The 17528-nt window shown below is 41.9% G+C and carries 13 protein-coding genes; 8 read left to right on the top strand and 5 right to left on the bottom strand.

Translation table 11 applies throughout. The annotated features are described in order from the left end of the window. The first annotated feature begins 283 nt into the window (after positions 1–283). Both Q0590_RS10380 and Q0590_RS10375 read left to right on the top strand, forming a co-directional pair. A complete protein-coding gene (locus Q0590_RS10380; RefSeq protein ID WP_302037455.1) occupies positions 284–2680 on the top strand; it encodes a GAF domain-containing protein in 2397 nt (798 codons plus the stop codon). 215 nt (positions 2681–2895) lie between these two features. Next, positions 2896–3387: a hypothetical protein gene (locus Q0590_RS10375; protein ID WP_302037454.1), complete on the top strand. Its 492-nt coding sequence runs from the start codon at positions 2896–2898 to the stop codon at positions 3385–3387. On the opposite strand, the gene Q0590_RS10370 is transcribed toward Q0590_RS10375, so the two are convergent. After that, complete coding sequence (locus Q0590_RS10370) at positions 3367–3909, bottom strand: CvpA family protein (RefSeq protein WP_302037453.1); 543 nt, start codon at positions 3907–3909, stop codon at positions 3367–3369. The two genes, Q0590_RS10375 and Q0590_RS10370, sit on opposite strands and share 21 nt — an antisense overlap. Positions 3910–3955: 46 nt before the next feature. Further along, positions 3956–4408 (bottom strand): GatB/YqeY domain-containing protein, encoded by a 453-nt coding sequence (locus Q0590_RS10365; protein ID WP_302037452.1) that lies wholly within the window; start codon positions 4406–4408, stop codon positions 3956–3958. A gap of 149 nt (positions 4409–4557) precedes the next feature. Here Q0590_RS10365 and Q0590_RS10360 point away from each other — a divergent pair, with 149 nt between their 5' ends. Together Q0590_RS10360 and mnmH are read left to right on the top strand one after the other, a co-directional pair. Continuing rightward, a complete protein-coding gene (locus tag Q0590_RS10360; protein WP_302037451.1) occupies positions 4558–5277 on the top strand; it encodes a pyridoxine 5'-phosphate synthase in 720 nt (239 codons plus the stop codon). Between the two features lie 67 nt (positions 5278–5344). Further along, on the top strand, positions 5345–6397 hold the full coding sequence (gene mnmH, locus Q0590_RS10355) for a tRNA 2-selenouridine(34) synthase MnmH (RefSeq protein WP_302037450.1): 1053 nt from the start codon (positions 5345–5347) through the stop codon (positions 6395–6397). 95 nt (positions 6398–6492) lie between these two features. On the opposite strand, the gene Q0590_RS10350 is transcribed toward mnmH, so the two are convergent. From Q0590_RS10350 to Q0590_RS10340, 3 genes are all read right to left on the bottom strand, one after another. After that, entirely contained in the window at positions 6493–7797 is a 1305-nt protein-coding gene (locus Q0590_RS10350) for a DUF2382 domain-containing protein (protein ID WP_302037449.1), read from the bottom strand. A gap of 170 nt (positions 7798–7967) precedes the next feature. Then, positions 7968–8606 (bottom strand): OmpA family protein, encoded by a 639-nt coding sequence (locus tag Q0590_RS10345; RefSeq protein ID WP_302037448.1) that lies wholly within the window; start codon positions 8604–8606, stop codon positions 7968–7970. Positions 8607–9066: 460 nt separating this feature from the next. Further along, positions 9067–10434, bottom strand: a complete 1368-nt coding sequence (locus tag Q0590_RS10340; RefSeq protein WP_302037447.1) for a flavin monoamine oxidase family protein — start codon at positions 10432–10434, stop codon at positions 9067–9069. A gap of 383 nt (positions 10435–10817) precedes the next feature. Between Q0590_RS10340 and Q0590_RS10335 the strand changes: the two genes are divergently transcribed. The 4 genes from Q0590_RS10335 (at position 10818) to Q0590_RS10320 (ending at position 17472) form a co-directional block, all read left to right on the top strand. Beyond that, positions 10818–13571: a 2-oxoglutarate dehydrogenase E1 component gene (locus tag Q0590_RS10335; protein WP_302037446.1), complete on the top strand. Its 2754-nt coding sequence runs from the start codon at positions 10818–10820 to the stop codon at positions 13569–13571. A 72-nt stretch (positions 13572–13643) separates the two neighbouring features. Continuing rightward, the gene (gene odhB / locus Q0590_RS10330; protein WP_302037445.1) at positions 13644–15323 is read left to right on the top strand and encodes a 2-oxoglutarate dehydrogenase complex dihydrolipoyllysine-residue succinyltransferase; all 1680 of its coding nucleotides are present in this window, start codon (positions 13644–13646) and stop codon (positions 15321–15323) included. An 88-nt stretch (positions 15324–15411) separates the two neighbouring features. Continuing rightward, positions 15412–16812, top strand: a complete 1401-nt coding sequence (gene lpdA / locus Q0590_RS10325) for a dihydrolipoyl dehydrogenase (protein ID WP_302037444.1) — start codon at positions 15412–15414, stop codon at positions 16810–16812. A gap of 189 nt (positions 16813–17001) precedes the next feature. Next, entirely contained in the window at positions 17002–17472 is a 471-nt protein-coding gene (locus tag Q0590_RS10320; RefSeq protein WP_302037443.1) for a DUF1493 family protein, read from the top strand. Positions 17473–17528: the final 56 nt, after the last annotated feature.

The following is a 17528-nucleotide window of genomic DNA, read 5'->3' as shown; positions in this document are numbered from 1 at the left end:
TACTTCCAGATTATAGCATACATTTTTTAAGATCTCACAATAATAAGAACAGGTAGCCGTCTATATCTATATTATTTGTAAAGTTTCTGTTAAAAATGTAGAAGTAAATGTGTAAATTCACTGAAACACAGCTTTATATAAACTTTGCTATAAAGCAAATAGCCCATACACTAATTGCAGGCCTTTGGATTGCACAACGCCCATAGGCCCGGTTTTCCGGATTCACCGATAAAAAGTAAGTACCTATAACAATGGATGGCCTATAGTTGAAACCTCTAAAACAATGCTAAACGAACAATACAAATTCAGTGCAGATACGTTTCCTTACCAAACCCAGGCTTGCATTAAGCCCATTATCGATTACTGGAGAAGCAAAGAGCAGGATACAAACCCATTGGTAGCTACATTGGTTAGAGAAACAGAGAAACTCGTGCAACAAGCACCTGAATTGCTGCTGCCCATTACAGATGAAGGCGTGGTAGAAAGACACCGGCATGTCATAGAATTTCTGATGGCCGCTGTTTTTCCGCCAGTCATGCAACACAATGAACTAAGTGCTGCGGTTACCCCCTTTGGCGAATATAGCTTTTTTCATACACCAGGTTTTGCAGAAGCTCTGCTTAACCCGGAAAAACGGTTTGTGTATCCGGCAGGATTAGATAGAAAAATGCTGCTGGCTACCAAAGTTTTTTCTGCTTGCTGTATGATCTTAGAAAAGTTTTATGGGGTGAAAGATCTGGTAGATAAATCGGCAAGCTTTCAGGTACTAAACCGGCAAACCGGGCTTATTGAATATTATAAAACAAAATTTGATGCTTCTTTTGTAGAAGTTAAAGCTTTAAAGCCCATTAAGCCAATTGCTAAACAGGATATTCAATACCTGTTAAATAATTATCAGGACCTGGATACCTGGCTGCAGTATCTTCCGGCAGATGCGTTTGCTTTTGAAGGCTTCACCATGGTACACCTGGTAGATATTACCGATCAGGAACTGGTTTCTGCTATTAAATACAGTTTGGTAGAAATGGAAGCCTTAACTTCCCCAAGTAAATTTGATGCATTACAACATAAACTACGCAGCCTGTTACGTCGTCCGGCTATTAAGTTGGGCATTGGTGCCATGGAAAAACGGCGCAACAACCAGGTGAACGTAAGTCCGGAGATCTGCCATAGCTTTGTTTTTAAGGTAACGAGTGGAATTGAATGTTCAACAAATTTGCAATCTTTTTATGAACGGTTTGTGCAGGAAGCCCGTCCCTTAATACTGGAAGATTTAGTAACAGCCAACATTCCTAGTATGTTTAAAGACCGTTTTCTGGAGATAGGCCTCCGGAACCTGGTATTTATTCCGCTTTATGCAAACCATGAGTTTGTTGGTGTATTGGAGCTAGCCTCCACACAGCCGAATGATCTGAATTCTTTAAGCATCATGCGCTTAACGGAGCTATTGCCTTTGTTTGCCCTGGCCGTACAGCAAAGTTTTACGGAACGTAAAACCAAAATTGAAGCCATTATTAAAGAAAAGTTTACGGCTATCCATCCAACCGTAGAATGGCGGTTTGTGGAGGCAGCTATGAACTTATTAGAAAAGCAGCAGAAAGAGGAAGCTGCCCAAATTGAGCCAATTGTATTTCCAGAGGTATATCCTTTATATGGCGCTTCTGATATCCGGCATTCTTCTGTGGAACGGAACAAAGCGATCCAGCATGACCTTACTACCCAGCTTACCCTGGCCAAAGAGTTTATGAAAGAAGTACTGGTGTTACAGCCACTGCCCATTTTTGAGAAACTGAATTTTAGTATTACCAAACACATTGCCCGTATTAAAAACAGCTTGCTTTCCGATGCAGAAACTACAGTTCATGAGTTTCTCAAAAGAGAGTTTGAGCCTGTTATTAAGCATCTGGTGGCTGCGCATCCTTCTCTTCAACCATATGCAGAGAAATATACGCAAAGCTTAGATCCGGGCCTGGGTGTGGTATATCAGCGCAGAAAAGATTTTGAAGAAAGCTTAACTTTAATTAATGAAACGCTGTCTGCCTATATAGAAGAAGAAGAAGCCAAAGCCCAGGCAATGTTTCCGCATTATTTTGAGAAATACAAAACCGATGGCATAGAATATAACATGTACATGGGAGCCTCTTTGGTAGAGGAAGGAAATTTTGATCCCATTTACCTGAAAAATATGCGGTTATGGCAATTAATTACCATGTGCGAAATAGCCCGCAGAACCAGGGCGTTGCAATCCAGGCTGAAGATACCCTTAGAAACCACTCAACTCATTCTGGTACATAGTCTCCCTTTGTCTATCCGCTTCCGGATGGACGAACGGCATTTCGATGTGGATGGTGCCTACAATATCCGCTATGAAATTGTTAAAAAGCGGATAGACAAAGCCATGATCAAAGGGACAAATGAACGCTTAACGCAGCCTGGTAAGATTGTTATTATCTATTCTCAGCTCAATGAAGCCATGGAATACAATAACTATATAGAGTACTTGCAGGAAATAAACTACCTGACTGGCCACATTGAGCGGGTAGAGCTGGAGGATTTGCAAGGCGTACAAGGTTTAAAAGCTATCCGGGTAGAAGTGAACCAACAAAATGCCGTGAAGAAACAGAAAACCTTCCCGGATGCGGTATTAGAGATGGTAAAAAATTACTCAGAAGTAGAATAATTGATCATCTTCTTTATAAAAATAAGCGCCTATTTCTATATAGGCGCTTATTTTTATATTCTTAGCTGATAAATATCAAGACAGACGGCATGTATATACGAGTTGCTAAGTATGTTCTAAACTTTTTATATTCGTGTTCAGTTGATAAAAGATATTTCCAGAAGATCTGTGCGGAAAAGCTTTATAGTCAGCTTATACAAAAGTAGTAAATAACTATGCGTTTAATCAGAATTGGTATATTTTTCTTATTTGGAATAACGGTATTGGAACTGATAGGCTATTATATGTTTTCGGAACATCTGCTGGTGAGTGAGATTATTCAGCATTATCATCCAACATCGCTGGTTACCGATAAAGAAAAAATTAATGTTTACAGCAACTACCTGCTAAACGAAGGGCACAAAAAGGATTATACCGATGTGTATACTAAGGAAGGTGTACAGCAAAGCAACATTGAATTTTTTTCCGATGCACTCACCTTTGAACGCTACATAGACCAGCAAGACCAGTATAATTATGTACTTGATGTTAATTTTAATGCAGTGCCTTTTGCTGTGGTAGAAGAAGGAGAAAATACTGTAGGAACTACGGCTATCTGGCAATCTAAATACATCTGGTGTTTATACAAATGGGTGCTTATCCGCAAAGAAAGGCCAGGCCAGCCAGCTGGTCTGGATGGGAAAAGCCTACAGACTTTCGGTATTTAGTTTATCAAACGCTTGCTGAACGGACTCAATAATGTCTTCTCCTTTCGGAAACAAAGCGGAAGCCTTACTAATAATATTAGGGGCAATCGGTTCAATAATGGGGTAGAGAAATGTATCAGTGGTTGCGTTTGCCGGGATGAGTACACCTACAGCAGCTATTAACCACAGGAATACACTAATGCCAAAGGCCCAGGTAAAGATGCCCATAATAGCACCAGCCATACTGTCAAAGCTACCTAACAGGGTATATTGCAGACTTTTCCGCAACAAACTGCCTAGCCGGTTTACCAGCAGAATGATTGGAAAGAAAATAATGGCGAATGCAAAATAAGGCAGAAACCGGTTTGAACTGCTTACATACGGCTCCAGAAAATTCAGGCCGTAATCGAGTAATTTGAACCCTAGTACCACCGCAATCACAAATGCCAGAATGGCTACAATCTCCAGTAACAAGCCTCGTTTATACCCGGTGTAGGCACCTATCAGTAAAGGAAAAAGAATCAGTAAGTCTATGGTTTTCATACAAAACAGGCCTCACAGGCTACGTGTCCTGTGAGGCGTATACTCGTTAGTTGTTTAATAACTCTTTTACTAAAGCAGAAACAACTTTTCCATCTGCCTGACCAGCCAGCTCTTTGGTAGCTACTCCCATTACTTTGCCCATATCGGCCGGACTTTTTGCACCCACCCGGTTTATAATATCAGCTAGTTTAGCTCTTATGTCGGCTTCTGAAAGTTGTTTAGGCAAATACCGTTCAATTACCTTCAGTTCCTGTAATTCCGCCTGTGCAAGATCTTCCCGGTTCTGGGTTTTGTAAATATCAGCCGATTCTCTGCGTTGTTTGGCAGCTTTAGTAAGCAGTTTCATTTCAGCATCCGCAGTAAGTGTTCCGGTACTCCCTTCCTTGGTTTCTTCCAGAAGGATCAGCGATTTAATAGCCCGCAGGGCACGTAAGCCATCTTTGTCTTTAGCCAACATTGCTTTTTTAATGTCGCCTTCTATTTGTTCTTTTAAAGCCATAGGTTTTTAAGCGTTGTATGATAAATTTGTAAGTGAATAAGCAAAAGGCATAGAGCACAGGACATGGTGTAAAATGGTAAGTTTTCACTATGCGCTAAGCGCCATGCAATTTGCCATCCATCGGCAAAAATACTATAAAAATAGAGCGAATGACGAAGCTTAGTGTAAATATCAACAAAATTGCCACTTTGCGCAATTCCAGAGGCGGGAATAACCCGGATGTTTTAAAAGTTGCCCTGGATTGTGAACGATTTGGCGCGCAGGGCATAACCGTACACCCCCGGCCAGATGAGCGGCATATCCGTTACCAGGATGTGCTAGACCTGAAAAAAGTGGTGACAACAGAATTTAATATTGAGGGTTATCCCGATCAGCGATATCTGGAACTGGTAAGCCGGGTAAAACCTGCCCAGGCTACCTTGGTACCAGATAAACCAGAAGCCATCACGTCGAATGCTGGCTGGGATACCCTTGCCAATGAAGGTTTGTTAAAAGAGATTATTGCCGAGTTAAAAAAGCAAGGTATCCGCACATCTATCTTTGTAGACCCGGTAGAGAAAATGGTAGAAGGAGCCGCTAAAACCGGTACGGATAGAATTGAGTTCTATACAGAAAGTTATGCAAAAGGATATCAGAAAAACCGGGAACAGGCAATAGCCCCGTTCATAAAAGCTGCTAAAGTAGCCAATAGCCTTGGGCTAGGCATTAATGCCGGCCACGACCTGGATCTGGATAATTTGCGGTATTTGCAAGAAAATATACCGGGTTTGCTGGAAGTGTCTATTGGCCACGCTCTTATTTGCGATGCATTATACCTGGGTCTGGAAAATACTATACAGCTATACCTGAAAGAGTTAAATTTTCATTAGTTCATAACAAGAAGCAAGGAGCAGAGATAAACTTTGTTACTAGTCATTCGCCATTAATTACTGTTCTATGCAGCTGCCAGTAAAGGAATTTTTGCAACAATCGTCCGGCAAACCAGTAATTGATGTCCGTTCGCCAGGCGAATATGCACAGGGACACATTCCTGGGGCTGTGAGTATTCCTTTGTTTACCGATGAGGAACGGGCCAAGGTGGGCACTAAGTACAAGCAAGTAAATAAAGAGGCAGCTTTACTGGCAGGCCTGGATATTGTGGGACCTAAAATGTCGGGATTTGTAAAAAAAGCTCAAAAAACAGCTTCGAAAGGAGAGGTGCTTGTCCATTGCTGGAGGGGAGGCATGCGTAGCGGTAGTTTTGCCTGGCTTTTGCAAACGGCAGGTTTAAAAGTGGATACGCTGCAAAAAGGGTACAAGGCCTACCGTACAGAGGTTTTACAATTTTTCGGTAATCCATTCCAATTACTTGTACTGGGAGGTAAAACAGGCAGTGGCAAAACTAAATTATTAAGAGAGCTGGCTTTACAGGGAGAACAGGTGCTTGATCTGGAAGCATTGGCTCACCACAAAGGCTCCTCGTTTGGCGCCATTGGTGAACTACCTCAGCCAACGGTGGAACAGTTTGAAAATGACTTACATTATGTGCTTTCACAAATGGACCCTGAAAAGAGAATATGGGTGGAAGATGAAAGTTTTACCATTGGCACTGTACGAATACCCCAGGCATTTTATCTGCAAATGCGGAATGCACCAGTTATTTTTATAGATGTTCTTAAAGAACATAGAATTCATAGATTAGTAGCAGAATATGCCGATTGTCATCCTTCCTTGCTGGAGGCAGCCCTGGAGAGAATAAAAAAACGCCTGGATGGCGTACTCTATAAACAAGCTCTGGAAGCTTTAGCCCTAACCGATTATGCAAAAGTTGCTGATCTCTCACTTTTCTATTATGACAAAGCCTATCTCCATGGCCTTTCCAAAAGAGATCCCCGTAGTATTTATACATTAGCCATACAAGGAAACGATGTTTCGCATAATGCCCGAAAAGTACTACACCTGGCCAATGAACATAAATTCGGATTAAAACAAATCAGCAGTAACACCTAGGCTGATCTTTCTCTTTTTATCAGACATAAAAAAAGGATTTAAAGCTGGCTTTAAATCCTTTTATACTAAAAACTGTTTGGCACTACACCGTATGGTTATATATCTGTTGAACGACCAAACTTTCCACTACCAAAATGTTCTCCTTCATAAAACTGATCGTTGGTTACACTTCCTGCTTTATAGGTTGGTGAAAGTGCGGATAGTAATCCATGTTCATAATCTCTTGTAATGGTTTCACCTGTATAAGCAGGATAACTTTCCAAGGTGTTTTGATCAAATGTGGAAACCAATACATTTCTGTGGCTATGATCTAGGGTAGCCGATCCAATGGGAATAAGGATATGATGATCATTTCCTATGGCTGTATTGAGTAAATCAGCGTTTACTTTTACTTCCAGGTACCGTACTTTCATGGCATTTGTATCCACAATCAGTTCTTCCACCACACCTAGTTTACTATTGGTAGAATCGGTTACTTCCCAGCCCCGGACATCCGGATCATCACTTGCCACTTTATAATCATTTTCTACTTCTCTCATCCGGTGAAGTACATTTTTCCAGCCTTCATGCGATTTATCCAGAAAGTTTGCATCTGTATCTTTTCCTACAGCTGTGCCGGCATTAAGGGTATCTCTAAGGGACGTGCGGTCCGTGTCCAAATCTGATTTTCCGTGCAAATCTTCTACATCAACCTCTGTATGGCGTACACTATCTCTGATCACTTCGTCGTGCTCTTCTACTTCCTTATTTAGGCTTACTTCTTCTACGACACGAGCCTCTTTATTTACCAAGGGTACTTCGGATGTTTCTCTCATCTCAATTGTTTCTTCCCTAAAGCTATCTATGTCGGCTGGAGAGGCATTCTGATTGACTGGATTGCGCTCAACATGTACATGTTCTTCTCTCAGGCGCAGGTGTTCTTCTACCGGACGTTCAATAATCCGGCTGCGTAAGCGTACGCCTCCGGTTTGTACTACTTGTTTGCCCACTTGTAATTCTTCTTCTATGACAGGTATGGCATTATCTGAATTAGATACTGCTGCCCCTGGCGTTTCAGCAAAACCAGTGTTACTCTGGCCGTGCATAGCCCGTTCATCTACATCTACTGCCCCGTACTGGTCCATAATTTCGGCAGCAAGCTGGGCTTCCTGACTCGATGTAGCATGTACAGTAACTGTACACCCACTGCTGGCTACCTGGTAATGATTTTTAATATCATCCTCTTTATCAAATACAGACCCGAAAAAGTTATTCAGCTTCGTATCACTGCCTTCATTATTCAAAGCATTTTTTGAGCAAGAATCTATATTGCTACGCGATAGGCCGCTGGTAACAAGTTGGTCTATGGCTCTCGTTGCATCTTGTTCAGTATCAAATATTCCTATTACTGTATGGTTCATAATTATAATCGTTTAAGTAGACTATCGATCTGTCATCCCAATTCCTAAATGTTCTCAAATCAATAGCTAATGGTTAAAAAATGTTGCTTTGTAGCATACAGAACCCTGTAATGTATTTTACCTGTTGTTACATAAAAGGTAAACTTTCTACACCGGCTCTCAGAAACCAGTTAAGGATTCATGGCCACTATTTCTACCCGGCGGTTCATTTGCCGCCCTTGTTGAGTTGCATTAGAAGCCGCTGGATCTGACTCACCCATTGGATGAATAGAAATACGGGAGGCATCTATATTGGCGTTGCTAACTAGCCAGTTTTTAACCGCCTCAGCACGTTGTTGAGACAGTTCCCGATTATGTGAAGCATCTGCTCTTGCATCGGCATGTCCATAAATTCTCAATTGTCCTTGATCGTAGCGTTGTTTAAGCGAAGCGGCTATCTGATCCAGGTTTTGTTTTGCTTCTGACCGGAGGGTAGCTTTATCGGTATCAAAAAGTAGATTTTCTCCTAGCGAATAAATAGCATATTTATCCGTGCCCCTAACTTCAAAATCCGGAGAGGAAAGCTTAATTTCTGGGTAATCTACTTTTGGAGCATTCAGATCTACATCGCGCCATACGTCATCTGTATTGGCATCATTCATTCCGGTTGCTGCACCAACTTGTTCAGTGGTGGTGGTAGCCACTGTGGCATCGTCATCATTTTTGTTTCCGGCAAACAGCCAGGCTACTATTCCGATGAGTGCAACAATTCCTAAAATCCATAGCCAATTCGGCCCTTTCTTTTTTGGTTCAATATTAATCTCTGCCATGGTTTGTTACTAGTTAATGAAAAAAATGTTAAAGTATTATTTCTACACACCTTAACGGAGCCATTAGTACTAAGTTGCCTGCCTTTCTTTTATAAAGAAAAGTTGCCTTGCGCAATTAATTAAATGTCAGCCTGCTAGGGCCCAATAGATTGTAATAAGCATTATTTAAAGCATATTGAAAATCACTGACAACACCTGTTTGTTTGGGTACGATTGAATTATTGCTTCGGGAAGATATACAACCAGCTATTCTATACTTGAAAATATATTTGGAGAGGCGAAAAATATGCTAGGAGAGTACTTAAACAGGTAGTAGCTGTAGCTGCAAGTGACCAGCTAATCAAATAGATAACTGTACAAAAAGCTACAAAATGGTAAGCTAACCATTTATGCCCCTTCTTGTATTGAAGAACATTAAAAAGATGCAGTCTTCAAAATCAGAAGGGCTTATTGAGAAGGATTAGGTTAACATTTTCTTTACCGCTTCTTCACCGGTTTGTACAGCACCTTCCATAAATCCTTGCCATTCGGCCAGGTGTTCGCCTGCAAAAGAGATATTACGGAAGGGTTTTGCCATCATTTCCCGGATACTAAACCACTGATGCGTATCATAGATGGCATACGCCCCTTTGGTAAAGGCATCGCCTCCCCAATAGTAAGAAGTTGCTTTTTCAGCATACTGGCTTACGTCCCCAAATGCAGGTTTTAATGCGGCACAAATCTCCCGGATCTTTTGTTCCTGGTTCATTTTAGATAGGATATATGCTTTGTCGCCAATAGCATAGGAGGTAAGGGTACCCTTGGTATTTGGTTGATTTTTAGATGAATGGAAGAAGTAATGCGCGGTACTATCAGTGATCATATCAAAAGTTTCATCCTGCCAGAATCGTTCTTTAAATACTACAGCTGATTTAATAATCCGGCAATATTGCATTTGGTGCAACGCATCCAGTTTTTCGGCCGGCAGGGCAGGTTGCCAGTTGATCTTTGTTAAAGCAAAGGCTGGAATAGTACAAAGTAGCCGGCTACCCGTATGCTTTGTACCATCTTCGCATAAAACCTGTACCTGTTTGCCAGTTTGATTAATTGCTGTAGCCTTTTTATTCAGGAGAATATGCTCCAAACCTATTTTTTCGGATAAGGCATTCACTAACCTTGTATTGCCGCCTTCTATCCGGAAATCCATTTCATTGTTGGGGCTGGAGTAGGCGTATTCAGATAAGCTGGCAAAAGCCGATACATTCCGGATACTTTCCCCAAAATCGGTACTATCAAAAAGCTCTTTAATTTCTATGTCTCGTTCAGAAATTCCATTGTTTATCAAGTACTTCCACCAATCTATCTGATCCAAAACTTTACTGTTTCGGGAAGAGATCTGTTTAAAATTAGTGAGTAAGGTCTGGTAAGTAGTATTCCAGTTTGTATCGTATTGCCACTCTTTGGGTTTGTAATGTTGTCCTTCCAGGGTAAGATGAGTAGTAAACTGATGGTTCAATAAAGGGAGGTTAAATTCCTTGCAGAGAGCTAACATCCGCTCATGAGAGGCTCCAATCCACTCGGCACCTAGTTCAACATGTAATTTGCTTTCTTCATCTACCTGATGGGTAAACACCCGGCCGCCAATCCGGTTTCTGGCTTCTAAAATGGTGAATGGGACTTGTTGTTTAAAAAGAGCATAGGCAGCAGCTAATCCGGCAAGACCGGCTCCCAGGATTAGTACATGTTCACCTTTACCAAGTCTGGGTTGCGCTTGGGTAGGAGCTTGCTGATACAACATGGAGGCTGTGGTAAGCAAACCAGTGGTTTTCAAAAAGTTTCTGCGTTTCATAAGTAGGGAAATGGTATGGGATGCGAAGTGATTTAAAGAGGTAATATCTTATTTCGGATCATACAAAACAAGTCTTCAGCAGTGAATATGTTGGAGAACTATAGGTTGAACTGAGACTAGCAGGAAGCTATTTTTAAAAGGAATCTTACGCAGCAAAAAAATCAAATTTTGTCAATTTTGCCTGTTCTTTTATTCAAAATAAATCTAATTATTTACCAAATAAGTAATAATTAATTATTTACTTTGCAGGGTTTCGGAATAAAAGGTGTATTACGTAACATTTAGTACACTTTGAAAGTGAGGTATATTTGTGTAAGCGAGTACGCAAGTATATATAATATAGATTATTCGTACCTTTGTGAAAATTTTGATATTTCCTATTTATGGACAAATTCTCATACATAGCCAATGCACATGGCGAATACCTGGAGGGGCTTTATCAGGCATATAAAGAAAATCCGGAGTCAGTGGATATTACCTGGCAGAAATTCTTTGAAGGGTTTGAATTTTACCAGACCTATAACAATGGTAATGGAAAAGCAACTACCTTGGCTGCACCTGCAGAAAATAAAAGTGGGGTAAGTGCATCCGTTTACAAAGAAATACAAGTGCGTAACCTCATTATGGCTTACCGTACCAGAGGGCATTTAAAATCTAAAACCAATCCAGTAAGAGAACGCAAAGACCGTAAACCCCTGCTCGATCTGAAAGATTTTGATTTACAGGAAACCGACTTGGATACGGTTTTTGAGGTTGGGAACGAAATTGGTATTGGGCCAGCTCCCCTGCGCAAAATAGTGGAAAGGTTGAAGCAGATTTATGAGGGTCCTATAGGATTTGAATATATGTACATCCGGGAGCCGGAAGTGTTAGAATGGTTCAAGAAAAAGTGCGAGAAAGAATATGTACATAATAATTTTTCTGCTGAAGAAAAAAAGCGGATACTTTCTAAATTGAATGAAGCAGTAGTTTTTGAAAACTTTCTGCATACGAAATACATCGGTCAGAAACGGTTTTCCCTGGAAGGAGGTGAAACTACTATTCCTGCGTTAGATACCATAATCAATAAGTCGGCGGAGATGGGTGTGAGTGAGATTATTATTGGGATGGCGCACAGGGGTCGTTTGAATGTACTGGCTAATATCATGGGTAAAACCTATGAGAATATCTTCAATGAATTTGAGGGCACCGCAGTACCAGATTTAACCTATGGCGATGGCGATGTTAAATACCATATGGGCTATGCCAGCCAGATTGTAACGCCTTCGGGTAAAGGAATAGATTTAAAACTGGCACCCAATCCTTCTCACTTAGAAGCGGTAAATCCGGTTGTAGAAGGATATGCCAGAGCCAAAGCCGATGTGTTGTATAAAAGCGATTACGACCGGGTGTTGCCTATTCTGATTCATGGTGATGCCGCTTTAGCCGGTCAGGGTATTGTGTATGAAGTTACCCAGATGTCTAAGTTGCAGGGCTATTATACTGGTGGCACTATCCACTTTGTGATTAACAACCAGGTAGGATTCACCACAGATTTTGAAGATGCCAGGTCCAGTATCTATTGTACGGATGTGGCAAAAATTGTGGATGCTCCGGTACTGCATGTCAATGGCGATGACCCGGAAGCAGTTGTATTTTGTGCGAAGCTTGCTGTCGAATTCCGCCAGGATTTTAACCGGGATATCTTTATAGATATGGTATGTTACCGCAGACACGGGCACAACGAAAGCGATGAACCAAAATTCACGCAGCCAGCTCTGTACAACATTATTTCCAAGCACCCGAATCCCAGAGAAATCTACAACAAAAAATTAATTACCAGAGGAGATGTAGATGCTGAACTGGCTGAAAACATGGATGCCGAATTCCGGAGTATGTTACAAGACCGCCTGAACCTGGTAAAGCAGCATCCACTACCGTATGCCTATCAAAAAAATGAAGAAGACTGGCGAGCATTACGCCGTTCTACGCCAGAGGATTTTGATAAATCTCCCGAAACAGGCCTTTCACCGGCCAATCTGGAAAAAGTAGCCAATGCCCTTACCAAGGTTCCTGAAAACTTTAAGCCGCTCAAGCAGATAGATAAACTGCTGAAAGAACGCAAGCAGATGTTTTTTGAAACCAAACAGATCAACTGGGCTACAGCAGAACTCATGGCCTATGGATCTATTTTATTGGAAAATAAAGTAGTCCGTTTGAGCGGACAAGACGTACAGCGGGGTACCTTCTCTCACCGCCATGCCGTTCTCCGTGATGCCGATACCAACGAAGCCTACGACAGCCTGGATTATATTGCTGAAGACCAGATGGATTTCAAAATCTACAACTCCCTGTTATCAGAATATGGGGTGTTGGGCTTTGAATTTGGGTATGCCATGGCTAATCCACATGCGTTAGTTGTGTGGGAAGCCCAGTTTGGAGATTTTGCCAATGGTGCCCAGGTAATGATCGATCAGTTTATTACTCCATCAGAAAGTAAATGGCAGCGGATGAATGGCCTGGTTATGTTATTGCCTCATGGTTATGAAGGCCAGGGACCGGAACATTCCAATGCACGTCCGGAGCGTTTTCTGCAACTTTCTGCAGAGTATAACATGGTGGTAGCCAATGTAACTACGCCCGCTAACTTCTTCCATTTGTTGAGGCGCCAGCTGGCATGGCCTTTCCGCAAACCGCTGGTAGTTATGTCGCCAAAGTCGATGCTGCGGCATCCATTATGTATCTCTCCGCTGGATAGTTTTACACAGGGCAATTTCCAGGAGGTGATTGGTGATGAACTAGTGAAAGCCAAAACCGCCAGAAAAGTATTGATTTGCTCTGGTAAATTATATTACGACCTGCTGGAAGAAAGGCAGAACTCTAAAATAGAAGATGTGGCCATTATTCGTATTGAGCAGCTTCATCCATTCCCAGCCAAGCAACTGTATTCGCTTCTGTCCAGCTATAGCAAAAATGTAAAAATATGCTGGGTACAGGAAGAGCCAGAAAATATGGGTGCCTGGAACTATATTTTGCGTGTGTACCAGTATAACCCCATGGAGTTAATCTCGCGTAAAGCCAGTGCTTCTCCGGCTACGGGATATGCAAAGGTGCATGCAAAAGAACAAGCAGAAATTTTGAAAAAAGCTTTAAACTAACAATAACAGAAGAAACAGGTAAGGCATCTGTTTCTTCTGCTTTAACAAGTATCCACAAAAAAGACAAAACGCATGTCATTAGAAGTAAAAGTTCCTTCCGTAGGTGAGTCAATTACAGAAGTAACCATAGCCTCCTGGCACAAAAGAGATGGCGATTCCGTGAATGCAGACGATGTATTATGTGAACTGGAGTCTGATAAAGCTACCTTTGAATTGAATGCCGAAAGTGCAGGTATTTTACGTATACTGGTGCAGGAAGGAGAAACGGTGCCTATTGGTACACTCATTTGCCGGATTGAAGAGAAAAATGGTGTGCAGCCAGCGGCTAAACCTGTTGAAAAAGCTGCGCCGAAGGTTGAGCCAACTACACCAAACACAAATAGAACACCTGCTATAACCGAAAATAAAACCCAATCTATGCAAGAAACTCCCCAGACCACAGAGGTTGTAGAAATGAAAGTACCTGCTGTTGGTGAATCGATCAGTGAAGTAACCATTGCCAACTGGACAAAAAAAGATGGCGATCAGGTTCAGCTAGATGATGTGTTATGTGAAATAGAATCCGATAAAGCTACCTTTGAACTAACGGCAGAAGCATCTGGTACCTTACGTATTGTGGCACAGGCCGGTACAACGCTGGCGATCGGCGATCTGATATGTAAAATTGAGAAAGGAGCAGCAGCAGGCAATGGCACTCAGGGCGGCGGTGTAACACCAAGCAAAGAGATGTATTCTGCCCCAAAAGAAGTGCTAAAAGAGGAAAATAAAAAATCGGAAGAGCCCGGAACCCAACCAGCTCAAACAACACCAGTAGCAGATAACCAAAAAACTTCCAGTACCAGCTATGCAACCGGCCATGCTTCGCCTGCAGCAGCTAAAATTCTGGCTGAAAAAGGCATTTATAATAAAGAGATAAAAGGAACCGGCATAGACGGACGGATTACTAAGGCAGATGCAGTACAAGCAGAAAAAACGCAACCGAAAGCGCCTGCTGGGCCACAGGAAACAGCCAAACCGGCGGTGAACCAAGCTACAGCTTCAGTTCCGGGCAGCCGTGAACAACGCCGCCAGAAAATGACGCAACTGCGTAAAACCGTTTCCAGAAGATTGGTAGCTGTGAAGAATGAAACAGCCATGCTTACTACTTTCAATGAAGTAGATATGAAGCCAATTATGGAAATGCGGGCAAAGTACAAAGATAAGTTCAAAGAGAAATACAATGTTGGCCTTGGCTTTATGTCTTTCTTCACCAAAGCAGTTTGTGTGGCCCTGCAAGAGTGGCCGGCAGTAAACGCCATGATTGATGGCGACGAAATTGTATATAATGATTTTGTAGATATATCGATAGCTGTATCAGCCCCGAAAGGGTTAGTTGTACCAGTGGTAAGGAATGCCGAGCAACTTTCTTTTGCGCAAATAGAAGCAGAGATTATCCGCTTAGCTGGCCGTGCCAGAGACAATAAAATGACCATTGAAGAAATGACTGGCGGTACCTTCACCATTACCAATGGCGGGGTTTTTGGCTCTATGATGTCTACACCAATCATTAATGCGCCTCAATCCGCCATTCTAGGTATGCATAATATTATTGAGCGGCCGGTAGCCATAAACGGACAAGTAGAGATACGCCCAATGATGTATGTAGCTTTATCGTATGACCATCGGATTATAGATGGCAGAGAATCAGTGAGTTTCCTGGTTCGGGTAAAACAATTATTGGAAGATCCTGCCAGATTATTATTAGGTATTTAATTCTTTATTCTGACCCATCAGGCATCCGTGTGTCTGGTGGGTTTTCATTTTATTTTACTTACACCATTATTCACCAATATAGTATATCATGGATTACGACGTAGTGATCATTGGTTCTGGCCCAGGCGGTTATATAGCTGCTGTTCGTTGCGGCCAATTAGGACTTAAAACAGCCATCATCGAAAAATACGAAACCCTAGGTGGAACCTGCCTGAATGTAGGCTGCATTCCCTCTAAAGCCTTACTGGATTCTTCCGAACATTACTTTAATGCTACCCATACCTTCGCAGCACATGGCATCGAGTTGAAAGATTTGCAGGTAAATCTGCCACAAATGATTAACCGGAAAGGGGAGGTGGTTAAACAGACGACAGACGGAATCAAATTCCTGATGAAGAAAAATAAGGTAACTACTTACCAGGGAATGGGTTCTTTTGTTAATAAAAACACTATCCTGATAACAGATAAAAACGGAGGTACACAGCAAATTACCTCGAAGAACATTGTGATTGCTACTGGTTCCAAACCGGCTAGCATTCCAAGTATTCCGTTGGATAAAAAACGAATCATTACTTCTACAGAAGCATTAAACCTGAAGGAAGTTCCCAAACATTTGATTGTGATCGGCGCAGGTGTGATTGGCGCAGAACTAGGGTCGGTATATGGCCGGTTAGGTGCTAAAGTAAGTTTTGTAGAGTTTGCTGGTTCCATGATTCCGACTATGGATGGAACCATGGGGAAAGAACTGCAACGGGCAATGAAAAAACTGGATACCGATTTTTACTTTAACCATAAGGTGACTTCTGTTGAAAACAAAGGCGATGAGGTAGTAGTAATTGCAGATAACAACAAAGGCGGCACCCTTACCCTTTCCGGAGATTACTGCCTGGTGGCAATTGGGAGAAAGCCCTATACAGAAGGCCTGAACCTGGAAAAAGCCGGGGTGCAGAAGGATGAACGAGGCAGAATAGTGGTTGATGAACATTTACAAACCAATGTACCCGGTATCTACGCTATAGGTGATGTAATCCGGGGAGCCATGCTGGCACATAAGGCCGAAGAAGAAGGTGTATTTGTGGCAGAGACCATTGTGGGGCAAAAGCCACATATTAATTATCTGTTAATTCCCAATGTGGTGTATACATGGCCAGAAGTAGCAGGGGTGGGATATACCGAGGAAGAACTGAAAGCCAAAGGGATTGCCTATAAAACGGGTGCCTTTCCTTTCAAAGCTTCAGGCCGGGCCCGTGCCAGCATGGATACGGATGGAACCGTAAAAGTGCTTGCCGATAAGCAAACTGATGAAATTTTAGGCGTACACATGATTGGCCCACGTACAGCCGATATGATAGCCGAAGCCGTAGTAGCTATGGAATTCCGGGCATCTGCCGAGGATATTGGCCGAATGTCGCATGCACACCCTACGTATACAGAGGCACTAAAAGAAGCCTGCTTAGCCGCTACAGATAATAGAGCCTTAAATATTTAGGGCTAGTTGGTGATGCGAGTACATAAAAAAAGCCGGAACTGTCCGGCTTTTTTCTTTAAAATATACTCATTCAGTAATAGTAGCAACTGAAAAATTCAAATTAATAAATGAAATTTTTTATTAAAATAGTGCAAATAAATATAAAAGCTACGACAAAAATTTCGTATTATTAAAAGTTATGCCCCACTTATGGAACAATCATTACATCCTATAGAATTTAAGGAGTTGCGTAAAGCCTATCGAGAAGTAAAAGGATTTCTTGAACAGGAAACCGCAGGGCAAATATCCTCTGTGAAAATTGATATTGAAGATGACCTACAAATCGCAGGCGATGATACCTATGAACTAATGGAAAAGTTCATAACTGTTTACAGGCTTGAAGCAAATGGGTTTGATATCACACAGCACTTTTTAAGTGAAGGAGAGCAGTTTAATTCTGGCATAGCTCTCTTACAATTAATAAGCCTACCCATCATTTTATTTATTTGGCTGCTAAAAGTATTGACGTTTGGTAAAGTTGATTGTACTAAAGTTGTTGTCTTGCCAGATGCTAACCGGAACACGGCAGGATTGACGTTTGGAGACCTGGTGACATGGTATATTAGGGGAAAATATAGTTTAAGAAAGGATGTTTGTTTCGTACTCAGAGGAGGCGCATAACACAGGTTTGCCAGTATAGCGGCTATGTGCTAAATTCAGCATCAGATCATTAATCG

This window comes from Rhodocytophaga aerolata, from assembly GCF_030503435.1.
GTDB classification, from domain to species: Bacteria; Bacteroidota; Bacteroidia; order Cytophagales; family 172606-1; genus Rhodocytophaga; species Rhodocytophaga aerolata.
This window is presented reverse-complemented; position numbering and strand designations above follow the sequence as displayed.